This window comes from Exiguobacterium sp. A1_3_1, from assembly GCF_048985645.1.
GTDB lineage: Bacteria > Bacillota > Bacilli > Exiguobacteriales > Exiguobacteriaceae > Exiguobacterium_A > Exiguobacterium_A indicum.
In genome coordinates this window covers 1-21,668 of record NZ_WBYY01000041.1, presented here as the reverse complement: position 1 = coordinate 21,668, position 21,668 = coordinate 1, and the positions used below count along the sequence as shown (strand labels likewise).

The 21,668-nt window shown below is 47.5% G+C and carries 20 protein-coding genes; 6 read left to right on the top strand and 14 right to left on the bottom strand.

Annotation, left to right across the window (positions count from 1 at the left end; translation table 11 throughout):
• Window positions 1-132: 132 nt before the first annotated feature.
• From pgmB to F8N00_RS06465, 3 genes are all read right to left on the bottom strand, one after another.
• On the bottom strand, window positions 133-795 hold the full coding sequence (gene pgmB / locus F8N00_RS06475; RefSeq protein ID WP_023469308.1) for a beta-phosphoglucomutase: 663 nt from the start codon (window positions 793-795) through the stop codon (window positions 133-135).
• A 183-nt stretch (window positions 796-978) separates the two neighbouring features.
• The gene (locus tag F8N00_RS06470) at window positions 979-1,311 is read right to left on the bottom strand and encodes an Asp23/Gls24 family envelope stress response protein (RefSeq protein WP_035396186.1); all 333 of its coding nucleotides are present in this window, start codon (window positions 1,309-1,311) and stop codon (window positions 979-981) included.
• Window positions 1,312-1,368: 57 nt separating this feature from the next.
• The gene (locus F8N00_RS06465) at window positions 1,369-2,430 is read right to left on the bottom strand and encodes an acyltransferase family protein (RefSeq protein ID WP_035396182.1); all 1,062 of its coding nucleotides are present in this window, start codon (window positions 2,428-2,430) and stop codon (window positions 1,369-1,371) included.
• Between the two features lie 42 nt (window positions 2,431-2,472).
• Between F8N00_RS06465 and F8N00_RS06460 the strand changes: the two genes are divergently transcribed.
• Entirely contained in the window at window positions 2,473-3,213 is a 741-nt protein-coding gene (locus tag F8N00_RS06460) for an SGNH/GDSL hydrolase family protein (RefSeq protein ID WP_023469311.1), read from the top strand.
• A gap of 344 nt (window positions 3,214-3,557) precedes the next feature.
• A complete protein-coding gene (locus tag F8N00_RS06455; protein ID WP_410756198.1) occupies window positions 3,558-4,025 on the top strand; it encodes a hypothetical protein in 468 nt (155 codons plus the stop codon).
• A gap of 59 nt (window positions 4,026-4,084) precedes the next feature.
• Here the strand turns inward: F8N00_RS06455 and F8N00_RS06450 are convergent, their stop codons facing one another.
• Window positions 4,085-4,681: an alpha/beta hydrolase gene (locus F8N00_RS06450; RefSeq protein WP_055969045.1), complete on the bottom strand. Its 597-nt coding sequence runs from the start codon at window positions 4,679-4,681 to the stop codon at window positions 4,085-4,087.
• Window positions 4,678-5,616: a VOC family protein gene (locus F8N00_RS06445; protein WP_058264638.1), complete on the bottom strand. Its 939-nt coding sequence runs from the start codon at window positions 5,614-5,616 to the stop codon at window positions 4,678-4,680. The genes F8N00_RS06450 and F8N00_RS06445 overlap by 4 nt, the downstream gene beginning before the upstream one ends.
• Window positions 5,617-5,792: 176 nt before the next feature.
• Here F8N00_RS06445 and F8N00_RS06440 point away from each other — a divergent pair, with 176 nt between their 5' ends.
• The 3 genes from F8N00_RS06440 (at window position 5,793) to F8N00_RS06430 (ending at window position 8,379) form a co-directional block, all read left to right on the top strand.
• On the top strand, window positions 5,793-6,686 hold the full coding sequence (locus F8N00_RS06440; protein ID WP_047393127.1) for an ABC transporter ATP-binding protein: 894 nt from the start codon (window positions 5,793-5,795) through the stop codon (window positions 6,684-6,686).
• Window positions 6,676-7,875, top strand: coding sequence for an ABC transporter permease (locus F8N00_RS06435; protein WP_023469317.1), 1,200 nt, complete (start codon window positions 6,676-6,678; stop codon window positions 7,873-7,875). The genes F8N00_RS06440 and F8N00_RS06435 overlap by 11 nt, the downstream gene beginning before the upstream one ends.
• Window positions 7,876-7,941: 66 nt before the next feature.
• The gene (locus F8N00_RS06430) at window positions 7,942-8,379 is read left to right on the top strand and encodes a hypothetical protein (protein ID WP_023469318.1); all 438 of its coding nucleotides are present in this window, start codon (window positions 7,942-7,944) and stop codon (window positions 8,377-8,379) included.
• Window positions 8,380-8,425: 46 nt separating this feature from the next.
• Here F8N00_RS06430 and F8N00_RS06425 read toward each other — a convergent pair whose 3' ends face one another.
• The 8 genes from F8N00_RS06425 to F8N00_RS06390 all read right to left on the bottom strand — a co-directional run bounded on the left by F8N00_RS06425 (window position 8,426) and on the right by F8N00_RS06390 (window position 16,838).
• Window positions 8,426-9,055 (bottom strand): helix-turn-helix domain-containing protein, encoded by a 630-nt coding sequence (locus tag F8N00_RS06425; RefSeq protein WP_410756201.1) that lies wholly within the window; start codon window positions 9,053-9,055, stop codon window positions 8,426-8,428.
• Window positions 9,056-9,085: 30 nt separating this feature from the next.
• The gene (locus F8N00_RS06420) at window positions 9,086-11,017 is read right to left on the bottom strand and encodes an ABC transporter permease (RefSeq protein WP_421017934.1); all 1,932 of its coding nucleotides are present in this window, start codon (window positions 11,015-11,017) and stop codon (window positions 9,086-9,088) included.
• Entirely contained in the window at window positions 10,983-11,747 is a 765-nt protein-coding gene (locus tag F8N00_RS06415) for an ABC transporter ATP-binding protein (protein ID WP_023469321.1), read from the bottom strand. The genes F8N00_RS06420 and F8N00_RS06415 overlap by 35 nt, the downstream gene beginning before the upstream one ends.
• Window positions 11,740-12,732 (bottom strand): sensor histidine kinase, encoded by a 993-nt coding sequence (locus F8N00_RS06410; protein WP_023469322.1) that lies wholly within the window; start codon window positions 12,730-12,732, stop codon window positions 11,740-11,742. Before F8N00_RS06410 ends, F8N00_RS06415 begins: the two co-directional genes overlap by 8 nt.
• Window positions 12,729-13,415, bottom strand: a complete 687-nt coding sequence (locus tag F8N00_RS06405; protein WP_421017933.1) for a response regulator transcription factor — start codon at window positions 13,413-13,415, stop codon at window positions 12,729-12,731. The genes F8N00_RS06410 and F8N00_RS06405 overlap by 4 nt, the downstream gene beginning before the upstream one ends.
• Before the next feature lie 97 nt (window positions 13,416-13,512).
• Complete coding sequence (locus F8N00_RS06400; RefSeq protein ID WP_214746839.1) at window positions 13,513-15,429, bottom strand: ABC transporter permease; 1,917 nt, start codon at window positions 15,427-15,429, stop codon at window positions 13,513-13,515.
• Window positions 15,416-16,177, bottom strand: coding sequence for an ABC transporter ATP-binding protein (locus F8N00_RS06395; RefSeq protein WP_058264636.1), 762 nt, complete (start codon window positions 16,175-16,177; stop codon window positions 15,416-15,418). The genes F8N00_RS06400 and F8N00_RS06395 overlap by 14 nt, the downstream gene beginning before the upstream one ends.
• A 157-nt stretch (window positions 16,178-16,334) precedes the next feature.
• On the bottom strand, window positions 16,335-16,838 hold the full coding sequence (locus tag F8N00_RS06390) for a PTS sugar transporter subunit IIA (protein ID WP_035396161.1): 504 nt from the start codon (window positions 16,836-16,838) through the stop codon (window positions 16,335-16,337).
• Window positions 16,839-17,016: 178 nt separating this feature from the next.
• On the opposite strand from F8N00_RS06390, the gene F8N00_RS06385 reads away from it, so the two are divergent.
• Window positions 17,017-18,720 carry a M3 family oligoendopeptidase gene (locus F8N00_RS06385; protein ID WP_421017935.1) on the top strand — a complete coding sequence of 568 codons (1,704 nt, stop codon included), beginning with the start codon at window positions 17,017-17,019 and terminating at the stop codon, window positions 18,718-18,720.
• A 104-nt stretch (window positions 18,721-18,824) separates the two neighbouring features.
• Here F8N00_RS06385 and F8N00_RS06380 read toward each other — a convergent pair whose 3' ends face one another.
• Complete coding sequence (locus tag F8N00_RS06380) at window positions 18,825-21,611, bottom strand: putative bifunctional diguanylate cyclase/phosphodiesterase (protein WP_421017932.1); 2,787 nt, start codon at window positions 21,609-21,611, stop codon at window positions 18,825-18,827.
• Between the last annotated feature and the right edge of the window lie 57 nt (window positions 21,612-21,668).

The following is a 21,668-nucleotide window of genomic DNA, read 5'->3' as shown; positions in this document are numbered from 1 at the left end:
CAGCCGAATCATACGGCTGAGCGTTATTTTTTTGAAAAAGAAGAGATTCAGGGAAATCACTTCTTTTTCTGACACATAAAAGAAAAGAGAGGTTGATTGCGATTCAATCATCAGGGAATGAATGAATCTCAGTTAGCGACTAGCGAGGATTTGCTCAAGGGAAAGCAAATCTGTCGAATCGACACGATAGTCTGCCTCATGGAGCGCCGACTCCGGTCCTACGCCGACGGCATACATACCGGCAGCGTGGATGGCAGTGATGCCCGCTGTCGCATCTTCTACACCGATGCAACGGCTTGGTTCGACGTCGAGCGCTTCCGCAGCACGGAGAAACACTTCAGGGTGTGGTTTCGATTGTGCAACAGTTGCAGCATCTACGATGTCATCGAAGTAATGTCGAACCTTTAATGCCTCGACGACCATCAGCGCATTTTTAGAAGCGGACGCCATCCCGATTTTCAGCCCAGCGTTTCGGATTTCATCAAGGAATGCAGTGATTCCAGGAAGAAGATCCTGTTCAGAGATGTGCTGGATCAATGTGACATAGTGTTCGTTCTTCTTCGCAGCGAGTGCTAGCTTCTCGTCTTCCGAAAAAGCATCCTGTTTTCCACCAAGCGCAAGGATACGCTCGAGTGAATCCATCCGGCTGACACCTTTTAATGTCTCATTGAATTCCCGGTCGAACGGGATATCCAAATCCTCTCCTAATTGTTTCCACGCTAAGTAGTGATACTCTGCTGTATCCGTGATTACGCCGTCTAAATCAAAAATGACCGCTTCGATCGTTGGTGCCATCCGACATCCATCCTTTCATACATCGTCCATGAAAGGCAAGAAATCGAATGACACGTTGTGCAAACGATTGCACTTGCCTCACAAACAATTTTACTAATTCTCTCATCTCTTTGCAAGCGTTATCAAATGTTTTACTTAAAAAGAAAAACACCTTGCGATTTCAGCAAAGTGTTTTTCGTCCTGTTATCCTTTTAAGAGACCAATCACTCGGACGTTGATTGCTTTCGGTTGGAACGCGAGCATGTTCTCCATGTCTTGCGCAATCCGTTCCTGCACTTTCCCCGCCGTCTTGATGATCGACATTCCGTACTTGATATGAACAGACAAACTGATCGTAATCTCGCCGCCGACATCCTCGACCTTCACGAGTTTAACCATCTGTTTCTCTTGCAGTTTTGAATCATCTGCTGTGAAGGCGATCCCTTCCGTTTCTTGAACGGCTACGCCTGCGATGACCTCGATGACTTGTTGCGAGACGTTCACGACACCGTCTGCGTTATTTAAATTATATGACATTCCTTCCACGCCCTTCGTCTTGTAATCCATCTATCTTAAAGTGTAAAGCATTCCGTCTTATTTTGAAAGGTCTTCCCGTTTCTCGACGATTGGACGAATATCAATCTCAATCAAAGGACGGAGGACACGAACGACGAGCGGGTGTATGATGATACCGACGATCAGCAAGGCAACGCCAATCATGATCAGTAACGCTAGCCACGGTTGCGGTACGAATGCTTCCGTCACATACTGGCGCCACGCCATGACGAAAAAGACGTGAAGCAAATAGACATAGAGGCTGAGTTCCCCCGCCCGTGTGATGAGCGGAAGGCGACGCATCGGAATCAACATCATGAAACCAAGGGAAGCCGCAATTGACAAGAAATAAATGACACTATGTTTGATGACACCTAACCAGGCATCGCTATCGTATTGATCAACATAAGGGAAACGATGCTTGAAGGCATTCGCGAAATCAACGATCTCTTGTGGTGTGTCACGCCACGCTTCAAATAACAAAAAGCCCATGACGGCCACAAATGTGATCCCACCGATTAAGCGGACGTTCATCCGTCGTTTAAAGTTTTTCGGCATTTCAAAGATCCGGATGAATTCGTGTTCTGATAAATAGTTTCCGAGTAAGAAGTACGGATAGAACATGATCAACTTACGAAGTGCTAAGAAGCCTGTATTCTCAAGCTCAAAACCATATAATAGAGCGAACGCGAGACCGAACCAGACGTAGCCGCGTAAATGGACGACATAAGGCGTCACGATATACCAGACGACCATGACGAATAAATACCAAAGTGCCCAGTATGGCCGTAATAGATGCGTTCCAATGTTTTCTCCTGAGAAAATCGGGTTTCCTTCCCCGAGTGTCGCCCAAGATCCGATCAAGATCTGCCAGACACAATACACCGCGAAAAGCTGGATGACACGTAAATACTTGTTTTCGCGGAAGAAATAACCGCTTAAAATAATGAATAATGGCATATGAAACGAATAAATCAATAGATAGACCGTTTCGAGTAATTTTCCATCATAATCAAACCGTAAATCTGTCAGCATGTGACCGATGACGACGAAAATGACAAGAAAACCTTTAATATTATCAAACCACGGATTCCGATTCATGTTACACTACCCCTTATACTCCCTCGAAAGGAACGAATGTTTATGAAAAAGACACTCCTGATTCTATCCATCGTCTTGAACGTCGTTCTCCTTGCATTGTTACTGGGACGTAAACCGCTCGAACTGTTCGAAAGCGTCTTACCTGCAACGAGTACGACTCCAGTCACGACATTCCAATACGATAAGAATCCGAACTATGTCCGTTTGAATAGTCTATTCCATACTTATCAATACCCAAAATCAGCGAACGCTGTCATGTTAGGTGACTCGATGACGAATTTTGCCGATTGGCGCATCTTGATGGATGATCCGACAATTATTAATTTCGGGATTCCTGGCGATACGACAGAAGGCTTTTTGACTCGTCTCGACCTGATTCTCGAGATGAAACCAAAACGCGTCTTCCTGATGGGTGGTATTAATGATATCCGTCACTATACGCCGATTCCACAAATTACCGAGAACATGACGACGATCGTGACGACACTTCGAAAAAATAACATTGACGTCGTCGTTCAGTCAACCGTTCCTGTGGCACCGAAGTATTCAGACTCCGTCCGAATCAACCGTGATGTCGAAGCGTTGAACCGGAATTTACAAAATCTCGCTCAATCGCTTAAGGTTCCATTCGTCGACTTACGACCTGTCTTGACGAATAAACAAGGATATCTTCAGAATCGCTTGACGTATGATGGATTACATCTCGTCGGTGGCGGTTATTTACGCTGGAGCGATGCCCTGAAACCTTATGCATTGCAAGCAGATATAACAGCAAACAAATAATCGATGGCACATCAAAAAAACGGCTCATCCCGATGATCAGGATGAGCCGTTTTTCGATTCTTAATCTTCTTGGTTCTTGACACCCATGTACGCTGCGACACTCGATGCTGAGAAAACCGCAACGGCAACGATACCGACAGCAATCCAAATCACTTGATCCATCATTTCTTTATATCCCCCTTTATGTAACCGCTCACTTCTACATTTAGCGTACACGAATTTCGTCAAGAAAGAAACACATTTTCCATGTCTAATGACTAGACGATTCGGGAAAAAGTAACTATAGTAGAAGGACAACTACAAATTGTCAGAAAATTCGATTATTTAACAAGGAGGTGTTTCTGATGGCCACTTCATTGCTTACGCCGAAAGTGACGTTACGACATCGAAGTACTCTCAACTTTGGATATTGGCTTGTCATCGGATGCATAGGATGGGGGATGCTTGCCCTCGTCACGAATGTTGGTACCGTTCTTAGTCGTCTTCCTTTATATGAAAGCATTCCCCTCGCCATCCTTGTACTTGGCTTCACAGGTGTCGTACTAAAAATGGCGCGTGACGAGTGGTGGATTCGTTATCTCGAACGTCAGACCCAGTATTACATCGGACACGAGACCGTGACCAGTTGGTGTACGACGATTGATAGCATGTGGCTGATCCGTAAGACGATGCGCCGTGAACTTCGCTTGCTCTACCGACAACTTGCCAAGACGAAAGCATCGGAAGAAGTGAAACAGACGCTCGCCCTCCAGCTCGTCGAACGTGGTGTGCTCATCGTCTATTCTCGACCAAAAAGTGATCATCCTGCTTGAAACGAAAAGAGGACTGCCCCATCATCTTCTATGAAAGAGGAAGATGGGACAGCCCTTTTTTACTGTTTCAGCCAATCCGTTGCTGCTTCAATCGTTGGCATGACAAGTTGGTGACCATAATTCGACCACGTGACGTCGACTGATGCACCAGCTTGTTTCAAGAGTGCTGATAACTCTTCCGTTTCCTGAGCCGGACAGATCGGATCATTACTACCTGCACCGATGAAGACGCGCACGTCCGATAGGTCAGGTAACGTCACACCACGACGTGGTACCATCGGATGCAACAGAATCGCTTGTTTGAACAAAGCTTCTTCGAACAACATGTTCGCCGCGATGTTCGCCCCGTTCGAGTATCCGACTGGAATCAGACGATCGAGATCAAAACTACGCTCTGCTGCTTGATCACGTAAAAACTGAATTAAACGTGCTGTCCGTAAAGCGAGGTCTTCTTCATCGAAGATGCCTTCCGCGAGTCGTTTGAAGAATCGTGGCATCCCGTTTTCCGAGACTTCTCCGCGGACGGACAAGTAGCCTGCTTCCGAATCGAGCAACGAGACGAGCCCGACGAGATCTTGTTCCGTTCCACCTGTGCCATGTAAGAATAAAAAGATCGGTGCGTCTGCTGTTTTTGGTGCTTGGTATAAATGAATCATACGAGTCTCCCCTTCGGTACAGTAATAGGTGTTACATGATTTGTGATCGCCGTGCGATGTGCTTCGAATTGTTCCGGCAACTTCAAGTCTTCTCCGAGCATCTCAAACTCTTCATCGATTGCGAATCCTGGATTGTCGGTCGCAATTTCATGGAGGATCCGACCGCGGTCATGGAAATAGATCGACGTGAAGTAATTGCGGTCCTTCACTTCAGTCGTCAGCAAACCGAACGCGTTGATGGCGTTCATCCAGTCGAGTTGTTCCTTTTGATCCGTTGCCCGCCACGCGATATGGTGAACCGTTCCCGTTCCCGGACGACCGACTGGCATTTGACCATGAACGACGTCAACGACATTCCCGAACTCGCCTTCTGCGATATATCGGTCAACGGTTTCCGTCCGTTTACTGAGTGTCAGCCCGAATGTGTCTGTCAGTAATTTTGCTGTGTCTGATGGATCCCGCGACAGTAACGTCGCTCCGGCGAATCCTTTGATCGCAACCTCACGCGTGATGCCATCGATTTCATAGCGACTGTCTGATCCCGCCTCGCGTTCGACGAGTTCAATTTGAAGACCATGTGGATCTTCGAAGGCGATCTGCTGCTCTCCGAAACGAACCGTCTCTTCAAACGAGACGTTTTTTTCCGTCAGTCGCGCTTTCCAAAAATCTGCTGCACCGACCGGAATCGCGTAAGCTGTCGTTCCGACTTGTCCGGCACCGACTTTCCCTTTTGCCATGCCTTTAAACGGAAAGAACGTGATGATCGTTCCCGGTGCTCCGGATTCATTTCCAAAATAGAAGTGGTATGTTCCTGGATCATCGAAGTTGACCGTTTTTTTGACGAATCGTAGTCCGAGAATGGTTCCGTAAAAATCGAGATTTTCTTGTGGATCGCCGACCATTGCTGAGATATGATGGATGCCTTGCGTTTTCATATGATGCGTTCCTCCTTCAGTCGTATCTATTAACACAATAATAGTAACTAAAGAACAAAAAGTAAACTAATAAGCCTTTCCTCGTTTTTCTGGAACCTTTATCCAATTTAAACCGTAGGACACTAGGTAACAATGATACACTTGTCGTGCAACAGACGTCTTTAAAGGAGGTTCATATGTTAGAAATCAAACACATCACGAAGCGTTTCGGCGATTTTACAGCCGTAGATGCTCTGACGATTGAGGTGCCACGCGGGCAAATCTTTGGTTTGCTTGGTGCGAACGGTGCCGGGAAGACGACGACCTTCCGGATGCTGCTCGGTCTACTGCAACCAACTGAAGGATCGATCACCTGGAACGGAGAGCGCATCCCGACTTCAAAAATCGGATACCTTCCGGAAGAACGAGGGCTGTATCCAAAAGTCCGCGTCGATGAACAACTTTTGTTCCTCGCAGAACTCCGCGATATGAAACGGAAGGATGCGAAACGAGCGTTGACGGAATGGCTCGAGTATTTCCAAATTCCGCAGTATGAAAAAATGCGCGTCGAACAACTCTCAAAAGGAAATCAACAAAAGATTCAGTTGATCTCTGCTGTCCTACATAAACCTGAACTGCTGATTTTAGATGAACCATTCAGCGGACTCGACCCGGTCAATGCGGAACAATTAAAACGTGCCGTCAAAAAGTTAACCGTCGACGGAACGACGATCGTCTTCTCGAGTCACCGGATGGATCACGTCGAAGAACTCTGCGAACACGTCGCAATCCTCGATCACGGAAAACCCGTCGTTGCTGGCTATCTTCCTGACATCAAGGCGGGATACGGAAAAACACGTGTCCTTTTGACGACAGATGCCCCACCACTCCTATGGGATAGCTTACCGGGTGTCCTACAAGTCGAGTCAGACAACAATGGTCATATCGTCCAAGTCTCTTCAAAAGAAACGGCTGATCAACTTCTCCAACATATCGTCAGTCAAGGACACCATGTCGATCGTTTCGTCTGGGATCAGTTATCCCTGCAGGATATCTTCATCGAGGAGGTCGGCAAACGTTATGAACCGTAAATTCCTGACTTTATATCGCTTCAATCTATTGCAAAAATTGCGTGCTAAAAGTTTTTTGATCTCGACGGTCCTGATGGTCCTGTTCCTCGTCGGTTTTGGCAATATCGAACGGATTCTCGACTGGTTTTCTGGTGACGATCCGAAAGTTGCTCTCGTCAGCGAACTATCGACCGATCTTCGTCCGGCCTTGAAGAAAGCTGGTGTCACTTCAGACATCACGACGAAGGAATATACGGTCGCACAAGCACGAAAGGCCGTCGACCGCGGTACATTCGATGCCGTGGCAATCGTTCAGGATTCGTATGACGTGACACTCGTCAGTGCTAGTCCTGAGTCTGAATTACAGACACAGGTCGCAACGGTCGTCAAACAAGTCCGTGACCAAGCCGTCATCACGGATGCTGAAATCGATCCGAACGTCCTCGCCTCACTCGCTGAACCTGTTCCTGTCAAACAGGAGTTGACGTCGACGGGTGGGAAAAGTGAAGATGAACTCTTTGCTGCCTCGGCGCTCGTCTATGTGTTGCTATTCTTGATGTACTTCACGATTGCGATTTACGGTGGGATGATCGTCACAGAAATCGCGAACGAAAAGTCATCCCGTGTCATGGAATTGCTGATTTCAGCAGCGAGTCCGATTCAACATATGCTGGCGAAAATCCTCTCGATCGCTACGGTCAGTCTCGTACAATTATCGATTCTCGTCGGTGTCGGCTACTACAGTGCTCAAAACAGCAGTTTATTCGATCAGTTATCACTCGATTCCTTGAGTGCTCGAACGATCATTTATCTGTTCGTCTTCTTCCTGCTCGGATACTTCCTGTATGCGACGCTCCTTGCGGCACTCGGTTCGCTCGTCAGTCGAGTCGAGGATGCGCAGCAAGTGACGTTACCAGTCATCTTGCTGATCGTCGCAGCTTTCATGATTTCGATGTTTAGTCTGAATGCACCGACGAACCAAGCTGTCGTCGTCCTGTCGTTCGTGCCGTTCTTTACACCGATGGTCATGTTCCTGCGCGTCATGTTGACCGATGTACCGCTATGGCAAGTGTCGATTTCGCTCATCTTGATGCTGATCAGCATCTCGCTTGCCTTATTCGTCGGAACGAAATTCTACCGGGGTGGTGTTCTGTTCTATGGATCGAATCCACTCAAACAGTTGCGCCGGATCTTAAGCGGTCGCCGGTAACAGTTTACAAGACGAATCGTTTCCGCTATCGTTAGGTGAGAAAAAGCCTTTAGGAGGAACTACGTTATGCGGTCTCGTTTTTGGGCAGCGATTCTTTTCACAGCTGCTGCCATGGTCTCGTCACTTGTCATGTTCACGAAATTTCCGCAGGCGAGTGCGACATGGGAACTCGTCCTTGCTTACGGTGGGATGACGTTCGTCGCCAGTCTATTTTGCTGGTCCTTCGTTGCGGTTCGCCGTCAGTCTTCTCGCTTATACGGAAGCTGGGTTGGTGTCTTCATCGCTGGATTGACGGTTTTACTTGTCTGTATCGCACGCTTCGTCTTGCGTGGTGATTTGATGATGATTTTCAAATGGCAAGCGATGCTCGGTAGCTTAACCCTCAATTTCGGCTATGTCGGTTGGGTACTCGTCATCGCGAATGCAATCATTGGATTCATCATCGGTCGGACACGTATTAAGAATCCACGTTTACGTCAGATGTCACAAAACAATACACGTTAAAAAAAGTCGCTGTCTTCTGAACGTCAATCAGAAGACAGCGACTTTTTTATTTTCGATGATAACGTGAACGGCTTTTCCAGTCACTATAATCCGCGTAATATGTCGAACGAGCTAACGATACACCATCTGTCATTCGGTCGAGATACTCGTCGAGTTGCATCATGGCTGGAAGTTTATCCTCAAATAGTTCAAACGTCTCTTCTGCTTGATCGCGTCGTAACTCTCCTGCTTCCATCACAGCATCAACCAGTTCATGAAAGATGCGTTGCTCGGTTGCGCTCATCGTCTGTTCGATCCGTTTGACATCTTCGTCGTACATCAGGTCAAACAGGCGCATTCGCTCTTCAAGCTGCTCTTCGACCCATGTCCCGTCTTGTCCGAGCGTCTGCTCATAAGCAAGCTTCATCTCTTCAAGTGGCGTCTTCTGTTGCATGATGAACTTCAAGGATTCTCCTGTCCAGATATGACGGGCCAAGTAACTCGCATCGATGTTCAAAGCGTCAGCCAGTGCCTCGATGTACGCTTTTGTTGGATAGACTTCGCTAAGTTCCGTTCGGCGAATGAAGTACGGTGCGACACCGAGTCGTTCTGCCAGCTGTTCGATCGTAACCCCGGCACGCTCTCGTAAAATCCGAATTCGGTCACCGTAGCCTCGATATGGTGAATGGTCTAGCATACGTTTCCCTCCCTTGTTCCTATGGTATCATCATACCCTTGAATTCGGTGTTGGATACATCGAACTTTCAGATGATTTCCGGAACAGATGGCGCGGGTACCGTAGCCAAATCGGCAAGACACTCAGGAAGTATCCAACGGTGACGATACTGATCCAAAACACAGCGAGATTAAGAAAAGGTTTCATTTCCAGTCCAGCCTGTGTCACGACGACTTGGAACAACAAAAAAGCATGAAAAACGGAAATCAGATAGGGAATGAGTAAGACCGCACCATACTTCATGAGCAAGTAACGACGAATGTTTCCGGATCCGAATCCGAGTGCAAACAATGTCTTCATCCGTTTTTGTTCCTGCTCTGCCGTCATCTGCATCCATACATGCAGGAAACTCGCATTGATGACGAACAACCAGATCGTCAGAAGGATGACGACGAACGTGACGAGTCGTACGATCCGGATCCCGTCGATCTCATCTTCCGTCTCATTGATCAACTGATAGGGAACCGGCTGCTTCTCATCCAGCTTGGCTGCGGATTGAATATTGCGAACGATCTTCATCCACTGCTTCCAGTCCCTCGTTCCATAATCATGGTAGGCTGGCGTATCGAAGACGACGATTTGCCGAACAGGTTGTTTAAGTGTCGGGAAGACCGCGTCGCTGACGACGAATATCGTTTCGATCTGATAGTTATAGCCGAACACTAAATCATGGGAAGACGGCGAGAGCAGCTTAAACCCTTCTCGTTTCATCGCCTGTTCCGCCTTTTTCATCGTTGGTGTATTCTCTTCGAGTTGCACCGGTCGCGCGGGTACGAAGAAACTCTGTCGACCGGTCGCCGTCCGCTCCTCAAGGTGCAATTGACGCATCATCTTGTTGTAAGCAGAAATCGGTAAAAAGATACGCCTCCCTTCTGCCTTCACTTCAATATCTTGCTGATAGCGATCCGGAAATGCGTCCGTCATCGTCTGTTTAATATCCTTCAATCGCTTCGTCGGCTGAGCAGATTCTTCATAATAGACGAGACCAAATTGATTTTGGGACGAGAGATCGAGTCCGATCAATTGAAACAAGAAGACAAGTCCGACTGCCGTCAGCGCACATGACGTCAAGATCGTCCCGAGGGCAATCAGCGTACTATTCGTTCGTAACTGATTGGCGATCTCCGAAACGATCAGTTTCCGAAGAGACAACCGACATGGACGATATAGCTGGATCAACCACGGTAAGATATAGCGGCAAATGAAAAAGGAACCGATGAAGATGACAAGCGGGAATAACATATAAAATCCATACATTCGAACGAACGCGAGGACATATCCGTAAATCAAGAGCAATAGAGCGAGGACCTGTGTCAGAATCCAAACTCTTCTTCGAAAAAGTGAACGGGAACGGACCGGTCGATCCGGACGAAAACGGTAAATCGCCAGAACGGTCGCGATCAGTAAAACAAGGAAGGCGCCACCAATCAAGGCAAGAATCGCATAAAACGACAGCTCAAACTCGATCGGTGGCAAGAACATGATTTTGACGACAGAAAGTAACAGCATCTTCGTCAAGACATTTCCAAGTATCATCCCCGCCGTGATCGCTAATCCGCCGACGATCAGAACCTCAATCAAAAAATACTTCAAGAAGTGCGATAATCCACTACCGAGCGTCCGCATCGTTCGGAGATCGTTCTTCCGGTGCTCAAGCATCGTATAGGTCGTCGAATAGATGAACAGGATACTAAAAAATAGGATGATCAGTTCTGCGATGAAGACGAACAAGATCGTCATCTCGATGACTTGGTTCAATTGGCTGAGTATCTTGGCGACGTTTTGAAACGATCCGTTCGTCAGCAAGTTCCAGTAACTCGTCACGATCGTCATCGCGATGATGATCGTCAAGGCATACCCATAGTACAACCGCTGGTAGCGCCGGATATTACGTAGGGCGTATTGCAGATAATTGATGCTCATCCCCTCCTAACAACGATAACGACTCAATGACACGTTGAAAGAAGATCCGTCGTGGCTCATCACGGAATAACTCGGTTTGCACGCTACCGTCCTTTAAAAACAAGACATGATTACAATACGAAGCGACTTGCGGATCATGCGTCACGATGACCATCGTCATCCCCGTCGCGTTCAGTTCTGCTAATACATCCATGACATGTTTTGTCGCTTGAAAATCAAGTGCTCCGGTCGGTTCGTCCGCAAGTATCAGACGCGGCGTATGAATCAAGGCGCGACCGATCGCTGTTCGCTGCCGTTGTCCACCACTTACTTCGTCCACCTGCTTATCGAGCAAATCATCAATCTGAAGGCGACGAGCCAACTGCTCCATCTCTTCACGCGCCAGTTTTGCTTTTTTCCCAGACAACATCAATGGAACGAGCATGTTCTCACCGAGCGTCAAGGAGTCGAGTAAGTTGAATTCCTGAAAGATGATCCCAAGTGTCTCGCGTCGGAAGCGTGTCATCTCTTTTCGCTTAAACGTCGCTGTATCGACGCCATCAATCAGAATCGATCCCCAACTTGGCTCGTCGAGTGTCGCAAGCAAGTTGATCAGTGTCGATTTGCCACTACCGGACGGTCCCATGACTGCGACCATCTCGCCTTCTTCAACTCGGAAGTTCACATCCGTCAACGGCTGTTCCGTCACCTTTCCGGGATAGACCTTTCCTAATTGTTTCACCTCAATCATGTGCGCGACCTCCTACTAAACGAATCCGACATGTCGTCCCGATGCCTTCCTCACTCTCAAGTTCAATCTCGTGTCCGAGTTTCATCGAGACCTGCTGGACGAAATACAGTCCCATTCCGGTCGATTCCCCGTAACGTCGCCCATTCTCACCGGTAAAGAACGCATTAAAGACGCGTGGGACATCTCGTCTTGGAATCCCGACGCCGTCGTCTCGAATCGACAAAACGACCTGCCCATTTATCTCCTCCGCCTTCAAGACGACTTCTCGTCCGTGACCTGTCGTATATTTAATCGCATTCGTCACAAGCTGTAAGACAAGGAATCGAAACCACTTCGCATCCGTATAGACGTACATATCCTCCGCGATATCGAGTTTCGGAAAAACCTGATTTTTGACGAATAGTCGTTTTTCCTGATTAATGATGCCGGTAATAAGTGGCTTTAAGGATAACTGCTCTGCCTTCAGATCCGTCTCGATCGCTTCTAGACGTGACGAATAGAGCATCTGGTCGAGTCCACTGCGCAGCCGATCGACCTCTTGGCGCAAATCAGCTTGATAGTGCTCCCCCGGATGTTCGAGAATCAGTTCGATGACGGATAACGGCGTCTTCATTTGATGAATCCACTGGTCGACATACCGATGCCGCTCTTTTTCCTTCCGTCGCTCAGCAAACAGACTGTTTCGAAACAAGGTCTGTTGCCGTTCTAAAAATTGTTCGACAGCGACGGAAATCGGTTCTTCACTATCACTGCGAATCGGTTCTGCGACCGATTGGACCGGCTGTTGCATCCGTCGCAACAACGGAAGCATGCTGAAGAAACGATAACTGAGATAAATCAAGAGACCGATACTGTTCAAGAGCACGATATAAAAGAAGGCTGCTGGGCGATAAAGATCGTAGAGCCATAAGACGGCATATAAAATCAGCATTTGTCCGGTAAAGAAGATGATGCCTGGTATCGCGTGCCGTAAAAAGAGCTTCATGGTTCAAGAACCAGTTTATAACCGACGCCTCGCACCGTCTCAAGTCCAGCGACACCGATCTCGGTAAGCCGTTTGCGGACACGCGTGATGTTGACGTTCAACGTATTCTCATCGACGAATGCTTCGTCATCCCAAATCCGTTCGAGTAGATCGCCTCGACTGACGATTCGTGGACTTGCCGTCAGCAACATCTCAAGGATCAGTCCCTCTTTTTTTGACAGCTCGATTGACTGTTCTCCGTACTCGACGATATAACGGTCCAAGTACAGCGTGACCCCTTCTTTCGTCACCGTCCGCTCATCCGTCTCGTTCGACAGCGTGCCATAAGCTCGGCGAATCTGACTTTTAATCTTCGCGATGACGACCGCTCCTTGGAACGGTTTGACGATGTAATCATCCGCTCCGTATTCGAGCGCCATGACTTGATCCATCTCCCCGACCCGTGCTGAGATGAACAGGATGGGTGCCCGTGTCTTCATCCGCAATTGTCGACACCAATAGAAACCGTCAAACTTCGGTAAATTGACATCTAATAGAATGACGTCTGGATTCGTCTCTTCAAAGACCGCAACGACATCTCCTCGTCCATCTTCAACGACGACTCTAAAATCATAGCGTTCGAGTAGTTCTTTCAATAATGTGGCAATCTTCATATCATCTTCGACTAATAAAATCGTATGCATCGTTCCTATCAACTCCTTCTCCCTTTATCATAACGAACTCAAAAAGGACTGGAAACGATTATTCCGTTTCCAGTTCTGTGTACCCCTATTTAGTTCATCACGTGACGATGCGGCGGTACGCACGGACCGTGACGATATAGTAGATCAGATAGACGATCGTATAACAAACAATCGCAAGTAATGTCGGACGAACGATGTTGTAGTTCAACAGTTTCTGCAAGACTTGCATCGCAACTAAACTATGAACAAGTCCGAGCGCGTACGGTAAGGAGAAGACGAATCCGACAAGGCGACGGATGATGCCCGTCTGTTCTTTCTCATCGACACCGATTTTCTGGATGATGGCAAACCGTTGTTTCGATTCTTCTGCTTCCGCGAGCATCTTGAAGTAGATGATTGAACCCGTCGCAAGCAAGAAGACGAGACCAAGGAAGCCGGCAGCAAACGCGAGTAAGCCTGTCGTTGCTGTCGTCATCGTATAGACAGGATAGTACGCCGCCATCTCCGTGTCCGCTTGTTTTCCATATAGTTGTGTCAACTGTTTCATCAATCCATCGTCATGACGTTCATCTGAGAACTGATAATTCGTCAGCGTGAAGCCTTTTTCCGGCATCTTCGCGAACGCATCATCGTTTACGACGAAGGCGAGACGCTGTTTCTCATAAAGTTGAGCGATCGGTAGATTCGTCGCAGCGGTGATGCGAAAGGACTCATGAACGTCCTTGATTTCAACACCGACCGGCGATTTGACTTTCATCTTCAACAAATCGTTTCCTTTGAATGTCTCAAGGACGATCGCTTCGCCTTGTTTCGGTTCTTTGATGACCGTTTTCCCGTTCGCTTTCGCGAGCTTGACGTAGTCCGAATAGTTGACGTAGCTGAATTGTCCCGGCTGGTCTTCATACGCATACGTCGCGTAGTAGCGCGTGAACGTCAGCGGGTTCGGCAGATCGGTCATCTGATGGTCGACGTTCTTGACGTTGACCATCGTCCGGCTGTCGATCTTTTGGTCAGACTTTGCAATCAGTTGTTCCGCTTCAGATTGTTTACTCGCAATCGATAGGCTGTACGGAACTTGCTCCTCGACGGTCTGATCGATGAAATAATAAATCGATGTCGCTGTACCGACTGTCGTCAATGTGACGGCAGTGATGACTGTGATCGTCGACAGCATGACGGCATTCGATTTGATTCGTGACAACAATTGCCCATGCAAAATCAAATTCGTTCCTTTGAAATGTCGCGCTTGGTTACTTAAGACGCGCAATAAGAAGATCGTGAAGTAACTCATCGTTCCGAACGTTCCGAGAATGACGCAGAGCATCAAGAGTGGGGCAACGATCGTAAAGTGATCCATCAACGGTTGTCCGGTCAAATAGTACCCAACACCGATCAAGACGACCGAAAGCACCGCTAGGATCGGATGGACTTTCGGAAGCGATTCCGCTTGTTGTTCTGCCTTGAACAGTTCGATTAATGTAAAACGATAAATCGTCCGAGCCGAACGTAAAGCGATGATCAGAAAGATTAAAAGGAAAACACCGATCGTCTGCAGGACGGAAGCTCCGCTGATCGTAAAGGTCGCATCGACTTGCATCGCCATGACGGAAGCGAGCAACTGCACGAAGTATTTCGAAGCGACGGTACCGATCGCAATTCCGAGAATCAGACCAATCACTCCGTACCCCATCGTCTCAAGGAAAATCAGGCGAGCAATCTGCCCTCGTTCTAAACCGAGTAATGCATAAAGCCCGATTTCCTTCTTACGACGACGTAAGAAGAAGTCACTTGAATACCAGATGAAGATAGCAGAGAAAAGCGCTAGAATGACACTTGCTCCGGTAAAGACCGTTCCCAGTTTGCCGTACAATTCGTTCGCCTGAAGCATCGCTTCATTCGATCGAATCGCGAGGAACGTGTAATAAATCAGAATCGCAAACGTGACCGCACCGAGGTACATCACGTTTTGACGGATGTTCTTCAAATTTTGAAACGCCAGTTTAGACAAGCTCACGGACGGCACCTCCGAGTTCACGCTGAACTTCCATGATCTGTTCGAAGAATTCCTTCTGCGAACCAAAGCGATGGACTTCCTTGAACAGCTCTCCGTCCTTGACGAACAGAATCCGTTCCGCATAAGACGCTGTCATCGGATCATGCGTTACCATTAAAATCGTCGCGCCTTCGTTGTTGAGCGATTGCATCGCTTCGAGTAACCCGGTCGCTGACTTCGAGTCAAGTGCACCGGTTGGCTCGTCGGCTAAAATGAGTGACGGATCATGAATGATCGCACGCGCGGCAGCCGTCCGTTGTTTTTGTCCACCCGATAGTTCGACTGGACGTTTATCGAGTAAGTCGTAGATACCAAGTTGACGCGCCACACGATCGACACGTTCTAAAATTATTTTTTTATCGACGTTCGCGAGTGAGAGCGGTAAGGCGATGTTTTCCCGGACCGTCATCGTATCGAGGAGATTGAAATCCTGGAAGATGAAGCCGAGTTGTTCCCGGCGGAAACGAGCCAATTGTTTTTCCTTCATCGCCGTCACGTCTGCTCCATTGATTAAAATCGAGCCGTCCGTTGGCTGATCAATCGTCGACAGCAGGTTAAGTAATGTCGATTTCCCGGCACCGGATGGACCCATGATACTGACGAACTCTCCTTCGTGGACACGGAGCGTCGTCGGACGCAGTGCTTCGTGGCGCGCTGTTTTCGTTTGATACGTTTTTGAAATCTGTTCTGCTTGTAAGATTGCTTTCATCTGTAATGCCTCCTGTGTTTGATTCGTTACACTCAGTCTAGCCCTTCCCTGCTTTTCTCAAAATGGACTTTGCTTTCACTTCTCTTACAAAACGGTAAGACACGGGAGGAGACGACAAAAAAGCCCCCATCCGCAAGGAATGGAGGCGTATCGTATCTTATTTGTGTGTTGCTTTGAAGAGCTCTGTATCGCCTGCGACAACAGAAGTTCCTTCCGCTGGTACAGCTGAAAGCGTGAATTGATCGTGGTTCGTTACGATGATCGGTGTGATCGTCGATGGTGCGTTCGCACGGATGTAGTCAAGGTCGAACTCGACGAGGACGTCTCCTGCTTTGACTTTGTCACCTGACTGGACGTGAGCCGTGAAGCCTTCACCTTTAAGGTTAACTGTATCAAGACCAACGTGGATCAACAGTTCAAGACCATCTTCACCTTTTAGACCGATTGCATGTTTTGTTGGGAAGATCGTTTCAACCGTTGCGTTGATCGGCGAGACGACTTTACCTTCAGTTGGCTCGATCGCGACACCGTCGCCCATCATTTTTTGAGAGAAAACTTGATCGGGTACGTTCTCGATGTTGACGATTTTACCTGTAAGTGCAGAAGCGATTTTCGCGTTTCCTGCGTCGTTACCACCAAACAATTTTTTTAAGAATCCCATGATACTATCCCTCTACTTTCTCGATCGTTTTTCTTCCGAATGGAAGTTTCGATTTTTTATAGGAGTAAGCTGTCAGACAGCTCGCTCACGTTCTCACAAAAAGCATACGTTTGTCCCTCTGGTTTTGCAAGTATTTTTGTGTGATAATAGTTAGAAATCATAAGGAGGCGCTTACATGTTGCCATTTTCAGAAATTACATATGTCCGTCCTGACCTTGCCTTGCTTGAAACATCCATGAATCAAGCGATCGCTCGACTGACGGAAGCCACACAGGTAGATGAAGCAAACGCAGCCATCACTGAGATTAATACCCTCAGAAATCAATTTGAAACGGCAAGCCAGCTCGTCGAGATCCGTCACACGATCGATACACGCGATACGTTCTATGAGACGGAGCAAGGCTTCTTTGATGAAGCGAGTGCGATCTATCAAGGATATGTCTCAAGCTATTATCAAGCATTGACGACACACCCACTCCGCAGTGAACTCGAACAGACGCAAGGTAAACAGTTATTCTTGATTGCGGAAGCGAGCCTGAAGACGTTCTCGGAAGAGATCATTCCGAAACTCCAAGAAGAGAACCGTCTCTCGAGTGAATATACGAAACTGATGTCTTCCGCTCAAATCGAGTTCGATGGCAAAACGCTCAACTTATCGCAGTTCGGTCCCTATCTTCAGTCACCTGATCGTGATGTCCGTAAAGCAGCTTCTGAAGCACGCTACGGCTATTTAAAAGAACAAGGTGAAGCAATCGATACGATCTACGACAAACTCGTCCGCATCCGGACCGAGATCGCGAAGACACTCGGCTTCCCATCGTTCGTCGAGCTCGGATACGCACGGATGCTCCGCGTCGATTATAACCAATCGATGGTCGAACAGTACCGCGAACAAATCCGTGAGACGATCGTTCCGCTCGCGACACAACTTAAAGAACGCCAGCAACGACGGATCGGTGTCGATCAGTTGTATTACTACGATGAAGGGTTTGCCTTCAAGTCTGGTAATGCGACACCGAAAGGCGAAGAGTCGTTCATCATCGATGGCGGCAAAAAGATGTACGCAGAGATGTCACCGGAGACGAACGAGTTCTTCAACTATATGCTCGACCGGGAAGCACTCGATTTAACGGCGAAGCCTGGGAAAGCCGGCGGTGGGTATTGTACCTACATCGCAGATGAAAAACTCCCGTTCATCTTCTCGAACTTCAATGGAACGGCAGGCGACATCGATGTCCTGACGCACGAAGTCGGACATGCGTTCCAAGTCTATGAGAGCCGTCACCTGACAGCTCCAGAGAGTGCTTTCCCAACGTATGAAGCGTGTGAGATTCACTCGATGTCGATGGAATTCTTCGCTTATCCGTGGATGGAAGAGTTCTTCGGTGAAGAGACAGCGAAATACAAATTCAATCATCTCGCAGGAAGCGTCACATTCCTTCCGTACGGCGTTGCGATTGACGAGTTCCAACACGTCATCTACAATCAACCGGAATTGACACCAGCTGAGCGTCGCGAAGCATGGCGGACGATCGAGAAGAAATACTTGCCGCATCGTGATTACGAAGCGAACGATTATCTCGATTCAGGTGCATGGTGGCATCAGCAAGGACACGTCTTCGGCAGTCCGTTCTACTATATCGATTACACGCTCGCTCAAGTCTGTGCCTTCCAGTTCTATGCTTGGATGGAACAAGACCGGGAAGCGGCTTGGAAGTCATATCTCGATCTCTGTCGTGCCGGCGGATCGGAAAGCTTCCTCACGCTCGTCGAACGTGCTGGATTGAAGTCTCCGTTCGCACCAGGTACGGTCGAGGCAGCAGTTGCACCGGTCAAAGCGTATCTCGAACAAGCGGACGACCTCGTGCTCGATCGCGTCTAATTATTCGATTTCCTCAATTTATCCATTGAAAAAGGTGAGTTTCCGTCCGGAAACTCACCTTTTCTATTTTAAGAGACCTCAATCTTTAGACTGTAACTAGTGATTCATTCAGATAAAAGCGTTTCATGATACTTTCCGTACCAGACGCGGAACTCGTCTGCCGGGATTGGTCTTGAATAATAAAAACCTTGTGCATACTCGCAATCCAGCTGTTGCAGATGATTCGCCTGCTCCAGTTCCTCGATGCCTTCGGCGACAACATCATATTTCAATGTATGCGCCAGTTTAATGATCGTCTCGATGAGCGGTGCGTTCGAACAGGCATCCGGACCGCTGATGAACGAGCGATCGATTTTCAGTCGCTGAATAGGCAATCGACTCAAGTAGGACAAAGACGAATAACCGGTACCAAAGTCATCGATCGCCAGACGATAACCCATTTGGTGTAACGTCTGAAGCGCCTCAAAGACACGTCCGTCCGAAAAGACACCGAAAGATTCCGTGATTTCGAGTTCCATCCGGTCTTCAATTCCAGGATGAATTTCTCGGACGCCCGTTAGGTAATCCACAATCCGACCAGAGACGAGCTCTTTTACGGATAAGTTCGCTGAGACGCGAAGCGACCCGAGCTCCGTTTCTTTCCACGCCTCTACTTGGCGAACCGTTTCAGCGACGACCCACATCCCAATTTCTTCGATGAGCATCGATCGCTCGGCAATCGGAATGAAGACTGCCGGACTGATCATGCCACGTTCTGGATGGAACCAGCGCAAGAGCGCCTCACAACCATCCACCTGCCGTGTCGCAAGGTTGATTTGCGGTTGGTAGAACAATTGTAACTCGTTCTTTTCAATCGCATCCCGTAACTCCCCTTCCAATACGACCGATTCCAGATATTCCGCGCTCATCCAAGGTTCGAACCAGACCGGTCCACCTTCTGTCTGTTGTTTCGCATGTTGCATCGCAATATCGACAGAGGATAATAACGAAGTGACAGCTACTGCATCGTCCGGATAGCGGACCATACTCATACTGATGCTGACGTTCACGAATTCTCCGTTAATTTCATAAACATGTTCGATGACTTGCTTTAATTTCTCGTAATCAACGATATCCTGTTGCGCGACTAATACAGCGAATTCATCTCCACCAATACGTGCTGCTTGTCCGGTTCCGATGAAATGATGCTTCAGTCGATTCGCGAGATCCTTTAAAATCTGATCTCCTGCCCCATGACCGTAAATATCATTGATTCGACGGAATTGACGAATGCTGATAGTGACGAGCTCGCCTGTTTGTGGTGCTCTCAGTGCATCCTGCATCTTTTGTTCAAATCCATTTCGGTTCAGTAACCCCGTCAACATATCAAAAAGCGCAAGTTGTGTAATGCGTTCTTCTCGCCGAAACTGATCTGTCTCATCATGACAAGAGAGATATAAGGCAACACCTGTTTCATCCTCTTTGTTCGGAACGTGAATGATGTTGACGAACATATTTAAAATATCTTCGTCAAATAACATTTTACAGCGAATCGTCTGACTGTTCCCTTCGATCGCTTGTTGAAGTGCTCGTCGCATTCGATTCAAATCAGCTGGATGCACCAATTCTTCAATCGTCCAACCCGAAGTGGCATGCGTTAACTGTCGAAAACGATCGTTTCCATTTAAAATCGTATAGTCCGACGATAAAGCAAGAATTGGATCTGTATTTTGAGAAAAGAGAGATTCGATTTCGGCTTTCTTCTGCTTAATCTCTTTTGTATTCGCATCACTATGATCGAGTAATCCAGCTATGATTGCTGTCATCGTCCGGAAGGCTTGAACGACCGGCTTGAAGTCATTTCTTTCGTGTACATGATACCCCGATTGCCGTCGATCCTCAGCAAACGTATTCGCTTCGTTTTGTAGTAAGGAAATATCTTTTCGAAAAGCACGTAATAATAACCAATTCAATATTAATAATGCCGCAATGACAAGAATGATTGTTGCAAATAGCAGCCAAGCATTTTGAATGATCTGCGATCCTCGGTGCTGCATTTCTTGTTGTACCTGTTTTAACTTTTGATCATATATCTGGTACATGCTTGTTTCATATTGTTTAGACTGATTAGCTAGTTTCGCATAGTTTTGATCGTTTGATGTACTCAACAGTTCATCTAGCGTTTCTGTGTAATTTCGCATCTGACTTCTCATGTTTGCAATCTCTTGGCGCCCTGTGTCGTCTTGTAACGAAACTACCTCATACAAGGCATTCATGAGCGATTGTTGTCGAATGGGCAAGTCAATCCGCATTTGTTGGATGCGTAATCGATCAATCGAACTAATTTCGTTGTCCCGACGTGCTTCTCGTAGAATCTGTGCCGATTTCCCAAGTTGCTCTTCCATCATGATAAGATGCGAGAACACATCGTAATAGGAACCAGTCTCTTTACTTAAGACGAGTTGATTAAAAATCACTTCACTTTTAAAATTCGTAGAGGCTGTGAAAAAGCGATGATTGGACTCGTATCCTTGACGCTCTAATTTCGTGAGTTCTTCCAACAACTCTTTACGTGCTGGGCCAGTCGCTTGCTCTTCCTTCAGCTGTTCATATAAGTGGGAGAGAGAGGTTTCTGCTTGTTTTGTTACTTGTGGTTCCTCAACCTGTTTCTCTAAGGAAGCAAGATAATAAGACGTTAAATCTTGAGTCGCATGATTTGCTGGGATTACGATGTCAATCGCTTTTGCCGCCTCTTCGAAGCGTTTTCCTTCTTCTAGTGTTTTGTTCAATTGGTGTAACGCAACGATAATCGCAAGTAGACCGATGACTGCAATCATCCACGAGAACGTTTTATAGTAGGATCGTCTTCGAAAAGCTTCTTCGATGAAGACTGGTGATAAACGTCGCAACACATCGTCCTCCCTAAAATGTCATTATGCTTCTATATCTGTCTCTTATACACATCTCCG

Bases quoted from the DNA above. Each gene is read 5' to 3' on its own strand.
- F8N00_RS06395 (WP_058264636.1), bottom strand. From the start codon at position 16,177: ATGAAAGCAATCTTACAAGCAGAACAGATTTCAAAAACGTATCAAACG.
- F8N00_RS06455 (WP_410756198.1), top strand. From the start codon at position 3,558: ATGGCCACTTCATTGCTTACGCCGAAAGTGACGTTACGACATCGAAGT.
- F8N00_RS06435 (WP_023469317.1), top strand. From the start codon at position 6,676: ATGAACCGTAAATTCCTGACTTTATATCGCTTCAATCTATTGCAAAAA.
- F8N00_RS06410 (WP_023469322.1), bottom strand. From the start codon at position 12,732: ATGAAGCTCTTTTTACGGCACGCGATACCAGGCATCATCTTCTTTACC.
- F8N00_RS06445 (WP_058264638.1), bottom strand. From the start codon at position 5,616: ATGAAAACGCAAGGCATCCATCATATCTCAGCAATGGTCGGCGATCCA.
- F8N00_RS06470 (WP_035396186.1), bottom strand. From the start codon at position 1,311: ATGTCATATAATTTAAATAACGCAGACGGTGTCGTGAACGTCTCGCAA.
- F8N00_RS06460 (WP_023469311.1), top strand. From the start codon at position 2,473: ATGAAAAAGACACTCCTGATTCTATCCATCGTCTTGAACGTCGTTCTC.
- F8N00_RS06450 (WP_055969045.1), bottom strand. From the start codon at position 4,681: ATGATTCATTTATACCAAGCACCAAAAACAGCAGACGCACCGATCTTT.
- F8N00_RS06415 (WP_023469321.1), bottom strand. From the start codon at position 11,747: ATGATTGAGGTGAAACAATTAGGAAAGGTCTATCCCGGAAAGGTGACG.
- F8N00_RS06405 (WP_421017933.1), bottom strand. From the start codon at position 13,415: ATGCATACGATTTTATTAGTCGAAGATGATATGAAGATTGCCACATTA.
- F8N00_RS06425 (WP_410756201.1), bottom strand. From the start codon at position 9,055: ATGCTAGACCATTCACCATATCGAGGCTACGGTGACCGAATTCGGATT.
- pgmB (WP_023469308.1), bottom strand. From the start codon at position 795: ATGGCACCAACGATCGAAGCGGTCATTTTTGATTTAGACGGCGTAATC.
- F8N00_RS06420 (WP_421017934.1), bottom strand. From the start codon at position 11,017: ATGAGCATCAATTATCTGCAATACGCCCTACGTAATATCCGGCGCTAC.
- F8N00_RS06465 (WP_035396182.1), bottom strand. From the start codon at position 2,430: ATGAATCGGAATCCGTGGTTTGATAATATTAAAGGTTTTCTTGTCATT.
- F8N00_RS06430 (WP_023469318.1), top strand. From the start codon at position 7,942: ATGCGGTCTCGTTTTTGGGCAGCGATTCTTTTCACAGCTGCTGCCATG.
- F8N00_RS06440 (WP_047393127.1), top strand. From the start codon at position 5,793: ATGTTAGAAATCAAACACATCACGAAGCGTTTCGGCGATTTTACAGCC.
- F8N00_RS06390 (WP_035396161.1), bottom strand. From the start codon at position 16,838: ATGGGATTCTTAAAAAAATTGTTTGGTGGTAACGACGCAGGAAACGCG.